The organism is Bradyrhizobium sp. USDA 4472 (genome assembly GCF_054058595.1).
On sequence record NZ_JBSSAM010000001.1, the window covers coordinates 3,711,978 to 3,728,434 of the forward strand.

At 64.9% G+C, this 16,457-nt stretch carries 18 protein-coding genes and 1 riboswitch; of the genes, 7 read left to right on the top strand and 11 right to left on the bottom strand.

Annotated elements, in window-relative coordinates; genetic code table 11:
• Nucleotides 1–62: 62 nt before the first annotated feature.
• Together ACVWZ4_RS17155 and ACVWZ4_RS17160 are read left to right on the top strand one after the other, a co-directional pair.
• Nucleotides 63–356 carry a hypothetical protein gene (locus ACVWZ4_RS17155; RefSeq protein WP_456699635.1) on the top strand — a complete coding sequence of 98 codons (294 nt, stop codon included), beginning with the start codon at nt 63–65 and terminating at the stop codon, nt 354–356.
• A gap of 47 nt (nt 357–403) precedes the next feature.
• Nucleotides 404–937: a DUF3617 domain-containing protein gene (locus tag ACVWZ4_RS17160; RefSeq protein ID WP_456699634.1), complete on the top strand. Its 534-nt coding sequence runs from the start codon at nt 404–406 to the stop codon at nt 935–937.
• An 80-nt stretch (nt 938–1,017) separates the two neighbouring features.
• Here the strand turns inward: ACVWZ4_RS17160 and ACVWZ4_RS17165 are convergent, their stop codons facing one another.
• The 3 genes from ACVWZ4_RS17165 to ACVWZ4_RS17175 are packed head-to-tail and all read right to left on the bottom strand — an operon-like array spanning nt 1,018 to nt 3,695.
• A complete protein-coding gene (locus ACVWZ4_RS17165; RefSeq protein WP_092230097.1) occupies nt 1,018–2,406 on the bottom strand; it encodes an ATP-binding protein in 1,389 nt (462 codons plus the stop codon).
• A 21-nt stretch (nt 2,407–2,427) separates the two neighbouring features.
• Nucleotides 2,428–3,159, bottom strand: coding sequence for a response regulator (locus tag ACVWZ4_RS17170; RefSeq protein ID WP_456699633.1), 732 nt, complete (start codon nt 3,157–3,159; stop codon nt 2,428–2,430).
• On the bottom strand, nt 3,156–3,695 hold the full coding sequence (locus ACVWZ4_RS17175) for a MarR family winged helix-turn-helix transcriptional regulator (RefSeq protein WP_456699632.1): 540 nt from the start codon (nt 3,693–3,695) through the stop codon (nt 3,156–3,158). The genes ACVWZ4_RS17170 and ACVWZ4_RS17175 overlap by 4 nt, the downstream gene beginning before the upstream one ends.
• Before the next feature lie 339 nt (nt 3,696–4,034).
• On the opposite strand from ACVWZ4_RS17175, the gene ACVWZ4_RS17180 reads away from it, so the two are divergent.
• The 4 genes from ACVWZ4_RS17180 (at nt 4,035) to ACVWZ4_RS17195 (ending at nt 7,630) form a co-directional block, all read left to right on the top strand.
• Nucleotides 4,035–5,117, top strand: coding sequence for a branched-chain amino acid aminotransferase (locus ACVWZ4_RS17180; RefSeq protein WP_456737282.1), 1,083 nt, complete (start codon nt 4,035–4,037; stop codon nt 5,115–5,117).
• A gap of 164 nt (nt 5,118–5,281) precedes the next feature.
• Nucleotides 5,282–6,802: a histidine--tRNA ligase gene (gene hisS / locus ACVWZ4_RS17185; RefSeq protein WP_456740807.1), complete on the top strand. Its 1,521-nt coding sequence runs from the start codon at nt 5,282–5,284 to the stop codon at nt 6,800–6,802.
• Nucleotides 6,803–6,922: 120 nt separating this feature from the next.
• Entirely contained in the window at nt 6,923–7,126 is a 204-nt protein-coding gene (locus tag ACVWZ4_RS17190) for a tautomerase family protein (RefSeq protein ID WP_008144861.1), read from the top strand.
• A gap of 111 nt (nt 7,127–7,237) precedes the next feature.
• A complete protein-coding gene (locus ACVWZ4_RS17195; protein WP_456699629.1) occupies nt 7,238–7,630 on the top strand; it encodes a thioesterase family protein in 393 nt (130 codons plus the stop codon).
• Between the two features lie 3 nt (nt 7,631–7,633).
• On the opposite strand, the gene proC is transcribed toward ACVWZ4_RS17195, so the two are convergent.
• Together proC and ACVWZ4_RS17205 are read right to left on the bottom strand one after the other, a co-directional pair.
• Nucleotides 7,634–8,458: a pyrroline-5-carboxylate reductase gene (gene proC, locus ACVWZ4_RS17200; RefSeq protein ID WP_456699628.1), complete on the bottom strand. Its 825-nt coding sequence runs from the start codon at nt 8,456–8,458 to the stop codon at nt 7,634–7,636.
• A gap of 187 nt (nt 8,459–8,645) precedes the next feature.
• The gene (locus tag ACVWZ4_RS17205; protein WP_456699627.1) at nt 8,646–9,146 is read right to left on the bottom strand and encodes a YbjN domain-containing protein; all 501 of its coding nucleotides are present in this window, start codon (nt 9,144–9,146) and stop codon (nt 8,646–8,648) included.
• 414 nt (nt 9,147–9,560) lie between these two features.
• A riboswitch (FMN riboswitch) is annotated at nt 9,561–9,719 on the top strand.
• A gap of 74 nt (nt 9,720–9,793) precedes the next feature.
• Here ACVWZ4_RS17205 and ACVWZ4_RS17210 point away from each other — a divergent pair.
• On the top strand, nt 9,794–10,339 hold the full coding sequence (locus tag ACVWZ4_RS17210) for a 6,7-dimethyl-8-ribityllumazine synthase (protein WP_456699626.1): 546 nt from the start codon (nt 9,794–9,796) through the stop codon (nt 10,337–10,339).
• A 43-nt stretch (nt 10,340–10,382) separates the two neighbouring features.
• On the opposite strand, the gene ACVWZ4_RS17215 is transcribed toward ACVWZ4_RS17210, so the two are convergent.
• From ACVWZ4_RS17215 to ACVWZ4_RS17240, 6 genes are all read right to left on the bottom strand, one after another.
• Nucleotides 10,383–11,417 (bottom strand): D-alanine--D-alanine ligase family protein, encoded by a 1,035-nt coding sequence (locus ACVWZ4_RS17215; protein ID WP_456699625.1) that lies wholly within the window; start codon nt 11,415–11,417, stop codon nt 10,383–10,385.
• Nucleotides 11,414–12,442: a putative zinc-binding metallopeptidase gene (locus ACVWZ4_RS17220; RefSeq protein ID WP_456737287.1), complete on the bottom strand. Its 1,029-nt coding sequence runs from the start codon at nt 12,440–12,442 to the stop codon at nt 11,414–11,416. The genes ACVWZ4_RS17215 and ACVWZ4_RS17220 overlap by 4 nt, the downstream gene beginning before the upstream one ends.
• Nucleotides 12,443–12,608: 166 nt before the next feature.
• Nucleotides 12,609–13,562: a ribose-phosphate pyrophosphokinase gene (locus tag ACVWZ4_RS17225; RefSeq protein ID WP_456699623.1), complete on the bottom strand. Its 954-nt coding sequence runs from the start codon at nt 13,560–13,562 to the stop codon at nt 12,609–12,611.
• Between the two features lie 194 nt (nt 13,563–13,756).
• Nucleotides 13,757–14,377: a hypothetical protein gene (locus tag ACVWZ4_RS17230; protein ID WP_456699622.1), complete on the bottom strand. Its 621-nt coding sequence runs from the start codon at nt 14,375–14,377 to the stop codon at nt 13,757–13,759.
• Between the two features lie 184 nt (nt 14,378–14,561).
• A complete protein-coding gene (gene pgeF / locus ACVWZ4_RS17235) occupies nt 14,562–15,329 on the bottom strand; it encodes a peptidoglycan editing factor PgeF (protein ID WP_456740809.1) in 768 nt (255 codons plus the stop codon).
• On the bottom strand, nt 15,329–16,447 hold the full coding sequence (locus tag ACVWZ4_RS17240) for a class I SAM-dependent methyltransferase (protein ID WP_456738824.1): 1,119 nt from the start codon (nt 16,445–16,447) through the stop codon (nt 15,329–15,331). Before ACVWZ4_RS17240 ends, pgeF begins: the two co-directional genes overlap by 1 nt.
• Between the last annotated feature and the right edge of the window lie 10 nt (nt 16,448–16,457).

A 16,457-nucleotide genomic window follows, 5' to 3' on the forward strand; every position in this document is an offset into this window, starting at 1 on the left:
TCGGTTCTTTCCACCGCCGCGCCGGCAACGTAAACTGCCGGCAATCAATTGGAGTGACGGGAATGCGAATCATTGCGGCCGCGGGCCTTCTTGCCTTGGGTATGATGGCGAGCCAGTCGGCGCGCGCCGACATCCTCCCGGTGCCGCCTTTCAAGGGCAACGACACCGGCGGCATCATCGCTTATTCGATGGCGACCCAGGTCGATGCGCGCCAGGTCGCGGTCGATCACTGCGCGCAGTACGGCAAGGTGGTGAAATTCCTCGCGGTGCAGGCCTATCAGGGCGGTTACATCTCGTTCGCCTGTCGTTGGGTGCCCTACGGCGCCGCCGATCGGCCGATCCGCACCCTCTACTGAGGCGTTTCGGAACGGCGAGCCTCGACATCTCAGCCGGGAGTTCTGCCATGACGCGCAAGCTTGCTTTGCTCGGATCAGTCGCTTGTCTCGTGCTGTCGGCGGGCAGCGCCGTCGCTGACGACCTGCCGGTGCGCAAGGCAGGCCTCTGGGAAATGAAAATGGTCAGGACCGGCTCTGCGATGCCGGAAATGACCATGCAGCATTGCACCGATGAGGCTGTCGACAAGGAGATGAGCAACAACATCTCGCCGATGGCCAAGCAGGTCTGCTCCAAGCAAGACGTCAAGAAGACGGCCACCGGCTATGTCAGCGATTCCGAGTGCAGCGTCGCCGGCATGTCCACGACCTCGCACGCCGAGATCACAGGCGACTTCAATTCGGCCTACACGGTGAAGACCTCGTCACATGCGCAGGGCGGTGCCGCCGGTACCGCAGGGCGCGACACCACCATGACGCTGGAGGCCAAATGGCTTGGCGCATGCAAGGCGGACCAGAAGCCCGGCGACATCGTGATGCCCGGCGGGTTCAAGATGAACGTGCGCGACGTCGACAAGCTGAAGGCGCTGCTGCCGAAGCAGTAGTCCCGGAAACCCGGTGCGCTCCTCGCCGCGTTCTTACTGGGATGCGACGGGCTTCGCTCGTGCTGAGCGAGGTGCGAAAGCTACACCGGTATCCGGACGCTCGCCCTCAATCCGCCCATCGGGCTGTCGCCCAGCGTGATGTCGCCGCCATGCAAGCGGGCGATGTCGCGGGCGATCGCGAGGCCTAAGCCCGTGCCGCCTTCGTCCTGGTTGCGGGCATTGTCGAGCCGCAGGAACGGCTTGAACACTTCCTCGCGCAAATGCACCGGGATACCCGGGCCGTCGTCGTCGACCGTCACAGTCAGATAGCGGTGATCGCGCTGGCCGGAGATGGCGATGGCCTTGCCATAGCGCGCGGCATTGGTGACGAGGTTGGCGAGGCAGCGCTTGAACGAGGCCGGCTTCACCGTCACCACGGGCAGGCCGCTGAATGTCACGGTCGCGGCATGGCCGTGGCGTTCGGCGTCGCTGCGCAGCTCCTCGAGCGCCTGCACCATGTCGGTCGGCTGCGACTGCTCGCCGGAATCGCCCCGGGCAAAGGCGAGGTAATCCTCCAGCATCATCGACATCTCGTCGACGTCCTTGCGCATGCCCTCGAGTTCGGGGTTGTCGCCGATCAGCGCCAGCTCGAGCTTGAAACGGGTGAGAATGGTGCGCAGATCGTGGCTGACGCCGGCGAGCATCGCGGTGCGCTGCTCCATCGCGCGTTCGATCCGCGACTTCATCTCGAGGAAGGCGCCCGCCGCGCGCCGCACTTCCCGCGCGCCGCGCGGCCTGAAGTTCGGCGCCTCGCGGCCCTTGCCGAAGCTTTCCGCTGCATCCGCAAGCCGCAGGATCGGCTTGATCTGGTTGCGCAGGAACAGCACCGACACGATCAGCAGGATCGACGACGTGCCGACCATCCAGAACAGGAAGATCTCCGAGTTCGAGGCATACGCGGCGCTGCGCTGCGCGAACACGCGCATCACGGCATCGTCGAGCTGGATGCGGATCTCGACGAGGTTGGAGCGGCCGACCGTGTCGATCCAGAACGAGCGTCCGATCTGGCGGCCCAGCTGCACCGACAGCGTCTGGTCGAGCAGCGAGAAGAACGGTTTTGGTCCGGGCGGCGGCATGTCGCCAGGCGGCAGGAAATCGACGGTGAGCTGCAGGCGCTGCAGGGCGATGCGGCGAATCTGCTCGCGGTCCTTGTCCTGTGGATAGCCCTTGTAGATGTCGATCAGCGCGGCGATGTCCTGCACCACGGCGGCCGAGAGGCGGCGCGTCACCGTGTTCCAGTGCCGCTCCATGAACACGAAGGCGACGACCGATTGCAGGATCACCATCGGCACGATCATGATGAGCAGGGCGCGCGCATAGAGGCCGGTCGGCATCCAGCCCTTGAATGCGTTGCCCATCCAGCCGTTGGCGCGCGAAACACGGCCGGCGGCGCTCTTCAGAAGCGTCAGGCCGGTATCGATCGTGCTCATCGGTCCTGCTTCACTCAAGGTCTACGGCGAGGCCACGAGCCGGTAGCCGATGCCGCGCACCGCCTGCAGGAACAGCGGATTGGCGGGATCGGTCTCGATCTTGCGCCTGAGGCGATTGATCTGGACGTCGACGGCGCGCTCGTTGACGCTGCCGTTGCCGGTCAGCGCGCTGCGCGGCACGGTCTCGCCCGGCGTCTCCGAGAGAATCCGCAGCATCTCGCGCTCGCGATCGGTGAGATGGATGACCTCCTCGCCCTGGCGCAATTCGCCGCGATCGAGATGATAGACGTAGGGACCGAACGCGATCTTCTCTACCGCCGCGGCCTGGACCGGCGGCGCGGCGCGTTTGAGGATGTTGTTGATGCGCAGCGCCAGCTCGCGCGGCTCGAACGGCTTTGCGACGTAATCGTCGGCGCCGATCTGGAGGCCCTCGATACGGGCCTCGGCCTCATGCCGCGCCGTCAGCATCACGATCGGCACCGAGGAGGATGTGCGGATGAACCGGGCGAGATCGAAGCCGGTCTCGCCGGGCATCATGACGTCGAGGATCAACAAGTCGAAATGCAGTCCCAGCAGCTTCGCGCGGGCATCGCCGGCACTCGCCGCGGTGGTGACGCGATAGCCTTCGGCCGAGAGAAAGCGCGACAGGAGATCGCGGATGCGGCGATCGTCGTCGACCAGCAGCAGATGCGGGGCGTCGTCGGCCGGTCGTGCCGGCGGGCGGGCGAGCGTGGCAGCGAGCGGCACGGTCACTCCTTTGAGGCTTGATTGGTGGCGAAGATCGTCTCCAGCACCTTGTCCGGATCGTCGCGGTCGATCATGGCACGCAGGAAGCGCTTGACGGTCTCGGCATCATCAGGCGCCATCTCGGCGAGCGCCTTGGTGATCCGCGTGGTCTGGAGCCCGGCGAGCTTCTGCACCAGCGCCTCGCCCTTCGGCGTCGCATAGAGCAGCCGCTGGCGTCGGTCATTGTCGCCGGTCTTCTGCACGATGTAGCCCTCGTCCAGCAGCTGCTTGAGCACGCGGCCGAGCGACTGTTTTGTGATGCGCAGGACGTCGAGAAGGTCGGCGACCTTGAGGCCCGGGTAGCGGTAGACGAAATGCATGACCCGGTGATGGGCCCGGCCGAAGCCAAAAGCCTCCAGCTCCTGGTCGGGATCGCCGACGAAATCGCGATAGGCGAAGAACAGCAGCTCGATGATATCCCAGCGCAAATTGCCTCCTTCGCCTGCCGCCGGCCGTGGCTCGGCAGTGTCTTGAGAGGGAGTCGCGAAATTTATGTCAGGCATATTGACGTATCTTGGGTTCAATGTTACAAAACGATTGGCCCGCACGAAATTTTAGATCGTTTCGCGTCGGGTAGCATTTCCAGGATCGGCCGGAGTGTGCCCGACAGGCGGTGACGGCCGAAGCAGATCTACCGTGCGATTGTCGAGCGGCATTTCGGCAAAACATACTGGACTTCCGCCTTCCGCAAAAGCATGTCCTCGGAAGACATGCTGGTCACGGAAACCGGCCGTAACAAGGCTGGCGGAGGTTCGGCCAGAAACCTAATGAGCCAGCCGGGCCCGAAAACGGGCAGGCGGGCGCGAGAAACAGCGCCGCCACCGGCAGCGGGAGGCAAGGACATGAGCATGAAATTCGACATCCAGCCCGCATCCAATCCGACGCCCGAGAAGGACAGGATCGCCAAGCTGGTGGACCCCGGCTTCGGGCGCGTGTTCACCGATCACATGGCGGTGGTCCGCTACAACCAGTCCAAGGGCGGCTGGTATGAGGCGAAGATCGAGGCGCGTGCCAACTTCCAGATCGATCCCGCCGGCGCGGTCCTGCACTACGCGCAGGAAATCTTTGAAGGCCTCAAGGCCTACAAGCGCGACGACGGCGGCGTGAACCTGTTCCGTCCCGACGCCAATGCGCGCCGCTTCAAGGACTCCGCCGACCGCATGGCGATGGCTCAGATACCCGAGGACGTCTTCATCGAGGCGGTCGAGCAGGTCGTGCGTATCGACCGCGCCTGGATGCCGGGCGGCGAGGGCAGCCTTTATCTGCGTCCCTTCATGATCGCGAGCGAGACTTTCCTCGGCGTCAAGCCGTCGTCCGAATACATCTTTGCGGTGATCGCCTCACCCGTCGGCTCCTATTTCAAGGGCGGCCCCGCGCCGGTCTCGATCTGGGTGTCCGAGAATTACACGCGCGCGGCCGTCGGCGGCACCGGCGCCGTCAAGTGCGGCGGCAATTATGCGGCCAGCCTGCGCGCGCAGGCCGAAGCGATCCAGCACGGCTGCGATCAGGTCGTGTTCCTCGATGCGGTCGAGCGCCGCTACGTCGAGGAGCTCGGCGGCATGAACGTTTTCTTCGTGTTCGACGATGGCTCGCTGTCGACGCCGCCGCTCGGCACCATCCTGCCCGGCATCACCCGCGACTCCATCATCGCGCTCGCCCGCGATGCCGGCAAGACCGTGCGCGAGGAGCCGTATTCGCTCGACCAGTGGCGCAAGGATGCAGCGAGCGGCAGGCTCAAGGAAGCGTTTGCCTGCGGCACTGCCGCCGTGATCTCGCCGATCGGCAGGGTGCGCTCGGTCAGCGGCGATTTCGAGATCTCGGGCGGCGCCGCGGGCCCCGTCGCCATGGGCCTGCGCAAGCAGCTCGTCGACATCCAGTACGGCCGCACCAACGATCCCCACAACTGGATCCGCAAGGTGATTTGATCTCTCGTGTCCCGGACGCGCGAAGCGCGAGCCGGGACCAGAATGCCGGTTGCTGGAGCCCGGATCAGCAGCGCATCACGCCGCCGGGAGGCGACGCTGTGCAGCATCCGGGGAGGCCATCAGCCGGCAGTTGCCGCATCGCGCGTCGGCTGGTAAACGCGCGCATGGCCGAAAAACCCAAAAAACCGCAGAAGCTGAAGGCGCGCTTGCCGCGCGGGCTTGAGGATCGCGACCCCTCAGCGATCCGGGCGACGCGCGAGATGGTCGAGAAGATCCGCGCCGTCTACGAGCTCTACGGGTTCGAGCCGGTGGAGACGCCGGCGATGGAATACACCGATGCGCTCGGCAAGTTCCTGCCCGATCAGGACCGTCCGAACGAGGGCGTGTTCTCGTTCCAGGACGATGACGAGCAGTGGATTTCGCTGCGCTACGACCTGACCGCGCCGCTCGCCCGCTATGTCGGCGAGCGCTACGGCACCGATGGCCTGGTTTTGCCCTATCGCAGCTATCGTGTCGGTTACGTCTTCCGCAACGAGAAGCCAGGCCCCGGCCGCTTCCGCCAGTTCATGCAGTTCGATGCCGACACGGTCGGCTCGGCGACCCCGGCGGCGGATGCCGAGATCTGCATGATGGCAGCCGACACGATGGAAGCGCTCGGCATCGCGCGCGGCCAATACGTGGTGAAGGTCAACAATCGAAAAGTGCTCGACGGCGTGCTCGAGGCCATCGGGCTCGCGGGTGAGGACAATGCGGCACGCCGCCTGACCGTGCTTCGCGCGATCGACAAGCTCGACAAGTTTTCCGCCGATGAAGTCCGCAAGCTGCTCGGCCCCGGACGATGGGACGGTGGCGAGGAAGGCAAGGGCGACTTCACCAAGGGTGCCGATCTCAGCGCGGCGGAGGCTGACGTCGTTCTCGCCGTCACCAAGCCGCGCGAGGATTGGAAAGAAGCCATCGCCGCGGCGGAAACCTACCTCGCCAAGAGCGAGATCGGTCAGGCCGGCGTGAGCGAGCTGGAAGAGATTGCGAAGCTTGTCACAGCGTCCGGTTACGGAGCCGACCGCATCAAGATCGATCCGTCCGTCGTGCGCGGCCTCGAATATTACACCGGCCCCGTCTACGAGGTCGAACTGCTGCTCGAGACCAAGGACGAGAAGGGCCGCCCTGTGCGCTTCGGGTCGGTCGGTGGTGGCGGTCGTTATGATGGCCTCGTCTCGCGTTTTCGCGGCGAGCCGGTGCCGGCGACCGGCTTCTCGATCGGCGTGTCGCGCCTGCAGGCCGCGCTGACGCTGCTCGGCAAGCTCGACACGCGCCCTGAAGTCGGTCCCGTCGTCGTGACCGTCTTCGACCGCGACCGTGTCGCCGACTATCAGAAGATGGTCGCGAGCTTGCGCGCGGCCGGGATTCGCGCCGAGCTCTATCTCGGCAATCCCAAGAACATGGGCAACCAGCTCAAATATGCCGACCGCCGCAATTCGCCTTGCGTGATCATACAGGGCTCGGATGAAAAGGCGCGCGGCGAGCTGCAGATCAAGGATCTGGTCGAGGGCGCGAAGGCCGCGGCCGCGATCGCTTCCAACCAGGAATGGCGCGAGACGCGCCCCGCGCAGTTTTCGTGCAGCGAAGCGGACCTCGTCGTGAAGGTGCGCGAGGTGCTGGCGCGCCATGACGTGAGCTGGGGCTAGCCATTCGTTTCGATCGTCGTGCCCGGGCTTGTCCCGGGCACCCACGTCTTGTTTGATGGCGAAGTCCGTGGATGGCCGGGACAAGCCCGGCCATGACGGAGAGGCGAGAGGAGAAATGATATGCCTGAGATTACCGTCAGCATGGCCGAAGGCCGCACCGACGAGCAGAAGGCCGGCATGATGCGCGACATCACACAGGCGCTGGTGAAGAATCTCGGCGTCGACGCCGATGCCGTCGTCATCCAGATCAACGAAGCCCCGCTCCGCCACAAGATGAAGGGCGGCAAGACCTTCGTGGAACGCGCGGCGGCTGCGAAGAAGTGACGCGTTAGCCTCATTCCGGGGCAGCCCGCGAGGGCTGAACCCGGACTCTCGATCCGCAATTTCTGGTTCCGGGTTCGCGCGTCGCGCGCCCCGGAACGACGAGCGAGCACCATGGACGCACGTGATTTCATCAAGGTCGGCATGAGCGCCGAGCGCACGCTGGTGGTCCCGGTGGAACGCACGGTCGGGCATTTCGTGCCTGATATGCCGATGGTCTATGCGACCCCGATGATGATCCTGGAGATGGAGATGACGGCGGGCGATGCGATCCGCCCTGCGCTTCAGGCGGGCTGGGTCACCGTCGGCACCGAAGTCGACATCCGCCATCTCGCGGCCGCCCTCGTCGGCGCCACGGTCCGGACCACCGCGAAAGTGATCGCCGTCGAGCGCCGGGTCATCCGCTTCGACGTTGAAGCGTTCGAGGGCGCGCGCAAGCTCGGCGAGGGACGTCACGCGCGCGGGCTTGTGAATGTCGAGATGTTCAACAAGCGGCTCGGCGCGTAATCTCTACTTCGCCAGTTCCCTCGATCGCTTCGTCGCTGCCGCAATCGCGCGGATCATGAGGTCGCGCAGGCCCGGCTCGCCCATCAGGACGCCGAGGGCCGCCGCGGTAGTGCCGCCGGGCGAGGTGACGTTCTGGCGCAAGGTGCTGGAGGGAAGGTCCGACTGATGCAACAGCTCACCGGAGCCCGCCACGGTTTCGCGCGCGAGCTTGGTCGCGAGCGCTTCGGGCAATCCCGCCTCGACGCCGGCACGCGCGAGCTCTTCGGCGAGCAGGAATACATAGGCCGGCCCCGAACCGGACACGGCGGTCACCGCATCCATCAGGCCTTCATCCTCGACCCATTCGACCGAGCCGGTGGCGCGCAGCAACGCATCGGCCACCCTGCGCTGTGAGGTGCTGACATTCTTCGCGGCGACGGCCACCGTGATGCCGCGCCCGATCGCGGCCGGCGTGTTCGGCATCGCGCGCACGACCGCCCCGCCGCAGACCTCCTCGAGCGAAGCGATCGTGGTTCCCGCCATGATCGAGACGACGGAGGTCTTCTCCGAAACAAACGATTTCAGCCCGGCGCCGGCCTCGCGGAACATTTGCGGCTTCACCGCGACGACCATCGTCTCGACGGTGCCTGCTGTCTTCATGTCGGGATTGACCGCAACGCCCTTGGCAGCCAGCGCGGTGATCCCGGGCGAAACGTGCGGATCGATCACCGCAACGCGCCGTGGATCGAGCCCGCCCGCCAGCCAGCCGGTCAGCATCGCGCCGCCCATCTTGCCGGCGCCGGCGAGCAGGATGGTGCCGGTGATGTCTTGGAGTGTGTTGTTTGCCATCGCTGCCGCCAAATCCGCCGTCCTGGCGAAAGCCAGGGCGCATGACCCACGAGGAGGTTTTAGTGGATGGCGGCCGGAGCAACAAGCATCGCGGGCGACCGAGAGACCTTGCGGTATCGCTCCTGGCTTTCGCCAGGACGACGGGTGAGAGGAAGCTATCCGTCCCCCGCCGTATCGGACGCGGGCCTTACGCCTCGCCCACCGTATCGAACATCGCCGCGTCCATGGCCTGCGCCGTGGTCTTGCCCGCCCACACCACGAACTGGAACGCCGGGAAGTAGCGTTCGCAGGCATGGATGGCGCCGGCGAGCATGGCTTCGCATTGCGCGGCCGAGGCCGTGAGACCGCCGGGCAGCACCAGCGCCTGACGGTGCATGATCATGCCGGTGTTGGTCCAGAGGTCGAAATGGCCGATCCACAATTGCTCGTTGACGGCCGCAACCAATCGCTGCACCTCGCCGCGCCGCGCGACCGGAATCTTCATGTCGAATGCGCAGGCCAGATGCAGCGCTTCGATCTCGCCCATCCACGTGAAAGAGATCTGGTAGTCGGTCCATTGTCCCTTCGAGACAATGGTCAGTTCGTCTTCGCCGGAGCGTTCGAACGGCCAGTTGTTGCTGGCAGCGATATCCTCGACCACCGCGAGGGGATGGCTTTTGGAATCGATAGTGCCTTCGAGCAGGGACATGCCGTCTCGACCTCTTGCCTTCTTGTTGTCTTTAGATACGCACGCGGTTGGTCCGGCGCGCGCTTCCTTAACCTGGTTAAGGGCAATCTCTTCGGAGTCGCTTTCAGCGATCCTCGGACCAGCGCGGGCTTGTCGCGGATCAACTGATGTGATTTGCGGAATCTGCGCAACTGGGTCGCGAGTCCGTCCACAAGCCAGGACTCGTTCGTCCACAGCTCATCTCGGACACAATTATTAATTTGAGAACAAACCGGAATCGGATCGAGCCGGCCGCCGGCTCAATCGTTAATTCCGCCCTGCGGGGGCCGTCTCGCTCCAGCGGAATGGGACCATGCGGCTTTTTGGGTCGGAACAGGCTTGCTGTGGCCGCGGACCGGCGTCATATTTCCGGTCAGGTCGTTCATCCCGAACGGCCGATGTTCTCAGGGCGGGGTGAAAGTCCCCACCGGCGGTAAGGGCCGAAAGGCCCAAGCCCGCGAGCGCCTTCCCCAAGGTTTTGGCTGAGGGGAAGGGTCAGCAGATTCGGTGCAACTCCGAAGCCGACGGTTAAAGTCCGGATGAAAGAGAACGGTCGGTGGCAGACGCATCGCAGGATGCGGCTGTCTGTCGTTCCGTGTGCCCTGATTCTGGTCCTGAAGAGGAAAGCCATGAATCAGATGCTGCAAGATCCCCAAACCGAAACCTCCCAAGCACAACCGCCGGTTCCAGTGACCGAGCATCCCCGCTTCGCAAAACCACAGCGGGTGGCCTTCGTGCAGGCCTGCTGGCACCGCGACGTGGTCGCGGAAGCCCGCATTGCCTTCTTGAAGGAGGCCGAGGCACGCCATCTCACCCACGTCGACGTGTTCGAGGTGCCGGGCTCGTTCGAGATCCCGCTGCATGCGCAGGTCCTCGCCAAGACGCGGCGCTACACCGCCATCGTCGCAGCGGGCCTCGTCGTTGACGGCGGCATCTATCGTCACGAGTTCGTCGCCGACACCGTGATCAAGGCGCTGATGGACGTGCAGCTGCGCACCGAGGTGCCGGTGTTCTCCGCCGTGCTGACGCCGCAGCAATTCCACGAGACCGAGGTGCACTACGATTTCTTCCGCAGGCACTTCACGATCAAGGGCATCGAGGTCGCAGCCGCCTGTGCGGAGACGTTGCACGGCCTGGAGCGGCTGCGCGGCCAGGTCGCGGCGGGGATTGTATAGCAGTCGCAAAGACTCGCGCTCCTCTTCCTGAGGAGCGCGTAGCTCACCCCAGCGACACCCCGGCCTTGGCGCGGCTGATCCCGAGGGTCAGGATTCGATGTAGCAGCTCCTTGTATTTCAGCCCGTCATGTTGAGCCGCTGTAGCGAACTCCTGGCTCTTGGCGATCTCGGGGTTGGGGTTGGCTTCGATGAAATACGGCGTGCCGTCGGCAGCGAGGCGGAAATCGATGCGCGCGTAGCCGTCGAGGCCAAGCGCCCGGTAGATGCGTTTCGCGGCACGCTGGATGCGCGCGGTGACTTCGGGCGCGAGATCCTTCGCCGGTCCGTCGACGATGCCGACGCGCTCCTGATAGTCGGTGTCGTGCTTGGCTTTTTCGGTGGCGATATGGCGTGAACTGCGCCCGCCCATGCTGCCGAACTTCAATTCCCAGACCGGCAGCACGCGCAGCCGGTTGTTGCCGAGCACGCCGACATAGAGCTCGCGGCCTTCGATGAACTGTTCGGCGATGGCGGCCGTTTCGCTCCGATCATGGATGAAGGCGACGCGCTCCGCGAGCTTTTCGTCGGTATCGACGATGGAGGCCTGCGAGATGCCGGCAGATCCATCCATGTTGAGGCTCTTGACGATCAGCGGCAACGCAAGATGCTTTGGCCGCTTGACCTTGCGCCGCATCGGGAAAACGGCGAAGGCCGGGACCGCGATCCGGCGGTGATGGACCAGCGTCTTGGACAGGTCCTTGCCGCGCGCCAGGATCAGGCCACGCGGGTTGCACCCGGTATAGGGGACCTTCATCAGCTCGAGATAGCTGGCGATGTGCTGATCGTAGGCGACGTTGTAGTGGAATTCCTCCAGCAGCGTGAACACCACGTGCGGCTTGAACTCCTCGATTGCTTCGCGGACCGGCCTGATTTCCTCCTGCGCGCCGAGTGCGCGGACCTCATGGCCGGCCGCGCGCAAGGTGCTGACGACGTCGTATTCCGTTTTCCAGTTGTTGATCTCCCGCGCCGTGTAGCCGTCGGAGGAGTCCGGGGGCACGAAGTCCGGATGCATCAGCACGAGAACACGGAGTCGTCTCATAGCGCGATCCATTTGCGCCGAGACGGGCCGAACAGTGCGTGCATCGTCTTGGCGGTCACGAGGACGGTGAAATCGAGAACGAGCTTCTGTTCGGGGCCCACCGCGCGCAAGTCGAGCTCGCGGCAGCGGGAGATCATGTCGTCGAGCACGGCATCGAGGGTGAGCTGGTTCTCGCCGGTCCATCGCGCGACCAATTGCCTGATCCGGCCACGGTGCCGCCGGATCAGGCTCGATGCGGGCCGGGACCGATGATGCCGTGGATCGGCGGAAAACAGCCGGGACAGGTCGCGATCGTAGGTCTTCGGCGGCGTGAAGGCGTAGAAGGCCTGCTTCTTCTTGTAGTGGTCTTCCAGCGTCTGGCTGAGCTGGCCCAACGGATCGACGCGTTCTCGCGTGGTGATGACAGGTCGCTTTCCCGCGATCTCGCCCATCAGCTCGTCGACATATTCAAGCTTTCTCAGCGCCGGCCAGCCGGCATATCGCGTCCGCCAGTTCGAGCGCGGTCGCAACCACACCGCAAACGTTTCGGCGAAATCCTCGTCCGGGTGGCTCTGCGCGTACCAGAGCCTGAGGTGCTGGACGTAACGCCGGCTCGCCGGGTTGGGCCGATAATAGCGTGGATAGTGCTTCGAAGACGGTCCGAACAGCTGCTGCCAGCGCCGCCGGCGCTGCAACTGGAAGCCGTGCTGCACGGCATGGCCGGCCTCGTGACGAAGGATGGCCATGCACTCGCGCCAGGTGCCGCCCTCGACGTCGAACATCATCTTCTTCTCGAGCTTCATCAGGCGCGGATGGGCGAGATAGAACGGAATCGCGATTCCGGGCACGTCACCCGGGCTGAACCATTCGCTCGAGATCCATGTATGCGGCCGCAGCCGGATGCCGCGCTCTTCCATCTCCTCGTGCAGCGCGGCGACGCAATCCGCGAGCCAGGTGCCTTCGACCTTAACTTTCAGGCTGGAGAGGCGCTGCTTGAGCAGCTCGTCATCCGACAGCTTTTCCCAAGCGAGTTTCCGGCGCGGCATCAGGTATCCAGAGGGGATGACTCAATGTCACGATGATGTCATGGGTAGCCGCCGGCAACAACCCGCGGGGGCGGCGCGCCAGGGTTCGATGCCGTAGGCTGGGTTACGCCGAGCAGATGCGCTTTGCGCATCTCCACGCCTGACCCACCCTACGAAGTCAGCGTGATCAGTCGAACAGGCTCGAGACCGACTCTTCCGCCGCGGTGCGCGCGATGGCGTCGGAGATCAGGCTGGCGATCGGCAGCGTGCGGATGTTCGGCGCCTTGGTCACCGCTTCCGTGGCCAGGATCGAATCGGTGATGACGAGCTCTTTCAGCTTCGAACCGGCGATGCGGGCGGCCGCGCCGCCGGAGAGCACGCCGTGGGTGATGTAGGCGTAGACCTCCTTGGCGCCCTTGGCGATCAGCGCGTCGGCTGCGTTCACCAGCGTGCCGCCGGAATCGACGATGTCGTCGACCAGGATGCAACTGTAGCCGGAGACGTCGCCGATCACGTTCATGACCTCCGACTCACCCGGTCGTTCGCGGCGTTTGTCGACGATCGCGAGCGGGGTGTTGATGCGCTTGGCGAGGCCGCGGGCGCGGGCCACGCCGCCGACGTCGGGCGAGACCACCATCACCTTGCCGAGGTCGAAACGTTCGCGGATGTCACGCACCATCACGGGCGCGGCGAACAAATTGTCGGTCGGGATATCGAAGAAGCCCTGGATCTGTCCGGCGTGCAGGTCGAGCGTCATGACGCGGTCGACGCCGGCATGGGTGATCAGATTGGCAACGAGCTTGGCCGAGATTGGCGTGCGCGAGCCGGAGCGGCGGTCCTGCCTGGCATAGCCGAAATAGGGGATCACGGCGGTGATGCGGCGCGCCGATGAGCGGCGCAGCGCGTCGGTGATGATCAGTAGCTCCATCAGATTGTCGTTCGCCGGAAACGAGGTCGACTGGATGATGAAGGCATCCGAGCCGCGGATGTTCTCCTGGACCTCGACGAAGATCTCCATGTCGGCGAAGCGCCGCACCACCGCTTTGGTCAGCGGCACATCGAGGCCCTGCGCGATGGCTAGCGCGAGAGCCGGATTGGAGTTGCCGGCGACAAGCTTGATGGAGCCGTTCTTGGCCGACATGGACGCTTCCTCCCGCGCTTTGCTGGATACGACGTTCAACATCAGAAAATACCCACTGGCAGCACGGTTACGACGGGCGAGGAAATATCAGGCGAGAGGCCGCAATGGCAACCCGGGATGCTACGTTTTCCCTCTGAAAACCCTGAGTCGGGCCAACAGCTTGGCGGTAAACCGGGCCCGTGGTTTAGCGGTGGTTATTGCTGGGCATAACTGAGCGCTCCGGCCGGCATCGCCGGCGCCGCAGCCTCCGGCGTGACGCTGGCCACGGCAGGTCCGCGCAGGTCCGGAACCGAACCTGGCGCATCGGTCGGCGCACCATTGATCATATTGGAAAGTCCGCTGAATCCGGCTTGGGCGATCTTCCGCAGCACCAGATCGTCGGCAGCCTGCCAGGGGTCGCGGCCGCCCTTGGCTGTGGTTGGTTCCTCGCCGGACAGCCGTAGCGCACGCTGCTGGTTGGCGTCGTAGACGTCCCAGACCCAGGCGATCACGGTCCTGCCGCGCACCACCTGGGCGGAGAGGTAGCTGCGCACGTGGTAGGCGGCCGTCCCCTCGCGGGAAACGATCGAGAGACTGCGCAGCTTGGATTCGCTGTCGAGCACGCCGACCATGCGGTCGAACACCTGCGGCGGCGGTCCGTCAATGGACTCGAATGCCACCGTCGCGCCGGAGCCGGCGCTCGGCGTCGCCATCGCGTAGGAGTTGGCGGGCGCGTTGCCGCCGGCACAGCCGGCCAGCACAGTCGCTGCCGTCAGCAGCACGACCGCCAGCACGCGCGAGCCCGCATGGCGCAAGTTGGATGACGCTTCCCTCATTGAGGGCAGCGATATCGTTAAAATCGATTAAGGTCTAGGGCAGAGGCGCCACAGACCACTGTCATTCCCCGGCGCGCCTCTCGGCGCGAGCCTGGAATCCGTTTCGCCGCGTCAACTGCTGAGCGATGGATTCCGGGTTCTCGCTTCGCGAGCACCGGAATGACACAGTGTGTTGCTCTTGTGTTCACCCTTCCAGCGCGATCGCGTGGACGTGGCGGCCGTAGTCCGACTCTTTGCGATGCACCGAACGGCGATAGCTGAAGAAGCGTTCGTCCGCGTAGGTATCGAGACCGAGGTCGTCGATCATCAGAATGCCGGCGGCTTCCAGCCGCCTGCGGATGAAGCCGGCGAGATCGAACATCGCGTGGCCCTCGCGCACCGACGGGATGAAGAATGCAGCATTCTCGGCATCCGCCTCGATGAAGCGTTCAATGAACTCGTTGCCGACCTCATAGCTGTCCTGCCGGATCAAGGGACCGATCGCGGCGATGATGCCGCTGCGCGAGGCGCCGAGTTTCTCCATCGTCGCAATCGTGGACTCGAGCACGCCGGTCAGCGCGCCTTTCCAGCCGGCATGTGCGCCGCCGATCACGCGGGCATCGGGGTCGACGAACAGCACCGGGCCGCAATCGGCGGTGGAGACGCCGAGCGCGATGCCCGGCGTTCGTGTCACCAGCGCATCACCCTTCGGCCGCGGTCCGCTCGGCCATGGCGCGTCGGCAACGAGCACGTCGGGGGAGTGGATCTGGTGCAGGCTGAGGAAGCGGTCGGCTGCGACGCCGACATGCTCGGCCATACGGCGGCGGTTCTCTGCAACCAGGGCCTGATCGTCGTAGGAGCCGAGCCCGCCGTTCAGCGCGGCATAGATCCCACTGGAGACGCCCCCTTCACGCGTGAAGAAGGAATGGCGCAGGCCGGGCACCGCCGACAGCAGCGACGACGTGACGGTCATCAATTGCCTCCGCCCGGTTCCAGATCGCTGAGGCCGGCAAGGCCCGTCAGCCGCGGCTCGGAGACGCCGAGCACCTTGAACATCGCGCCCATGCCGCCGCGCCCGGTGTCGGTCAGCCGCTTCAGCGCCACCGAAATGTCGGTGGCGACTTCAGGCGTCGCCTTCTGCATCAGCGCCGCCGCGCGGGTGTCGATACCGATGCGCTTGAGGAAGTCACCTTGCGTCACCGGCCCGTGCACGCGCGCGCCGACGTCTTCGGCCGCCCGCGCCAGCGCCTGAAAGTCGACATGGGCGGTGACGTCGGCCTGGCCGGGAGCCTTCAGCGGATCGGTGAAGCTATGACGCGCGATCGCCTGGAAAGTGTCGCCGGCATCGCTGCGCAGATGGCCGTAGTCGATGATCAGCGCCGCGCCGTCCTGGTCGCGCACGCGCATGGCGAGCTTCATGATCTCCGTATCGGGCCGCCATTCGAACACTGCGCCGACCGGCGCCGCCCGCACAAGGGGCGGCAGCAGCACGTCGAAGCGCGGCGTCGGCTCGGATGCGGCGCCGAACTGGAGCTTGCCGTTCGGATCGATCTCGATCACGCGCTCATGCCAGCCGTCTTCGCGCTTCACCATCTGGTGGATCGGCAGCACGTCGAAATATTCGTTGGCGAGAATGACTGCCGGTCCTTCAGGCACCTCGTCGATAGTGTCGTGCCAGGAGACATTGTTGCGTACGCCCGACAAGGTCGCCTGCTGCCGCTCGCGCAGGACCGGATTGACCTCGACCAGATGAATGCGGAGCCCCTGATAGAGCGGTGGGAGCACGCGCAGTGCGCGCAACGCGTCGGCCATCATCGTGCCGCGGCCGGGACCGATCTCGATGAGTCGCAGGGATTGCGGCGAGCCCATCTGTTTCCAGACCGAGGCCGTCCACAACCCCAGCAGTTCGCCGAACATCTGACTGACTTCGGGCGAAGTGGTGAAGTCGCCTTCGCGCCCGAGCGGATCGCGCGAGACGTAATAGCCGTAGCGCGGATGCATCAGGCACGCTTCCATGTATCGCCAGACCGGCATGGGGCCTGACGATTTGATCAATGCCTTGATCTCGTTGAGCAGGGGCTGTTCGGTCACGTGTCTTCTC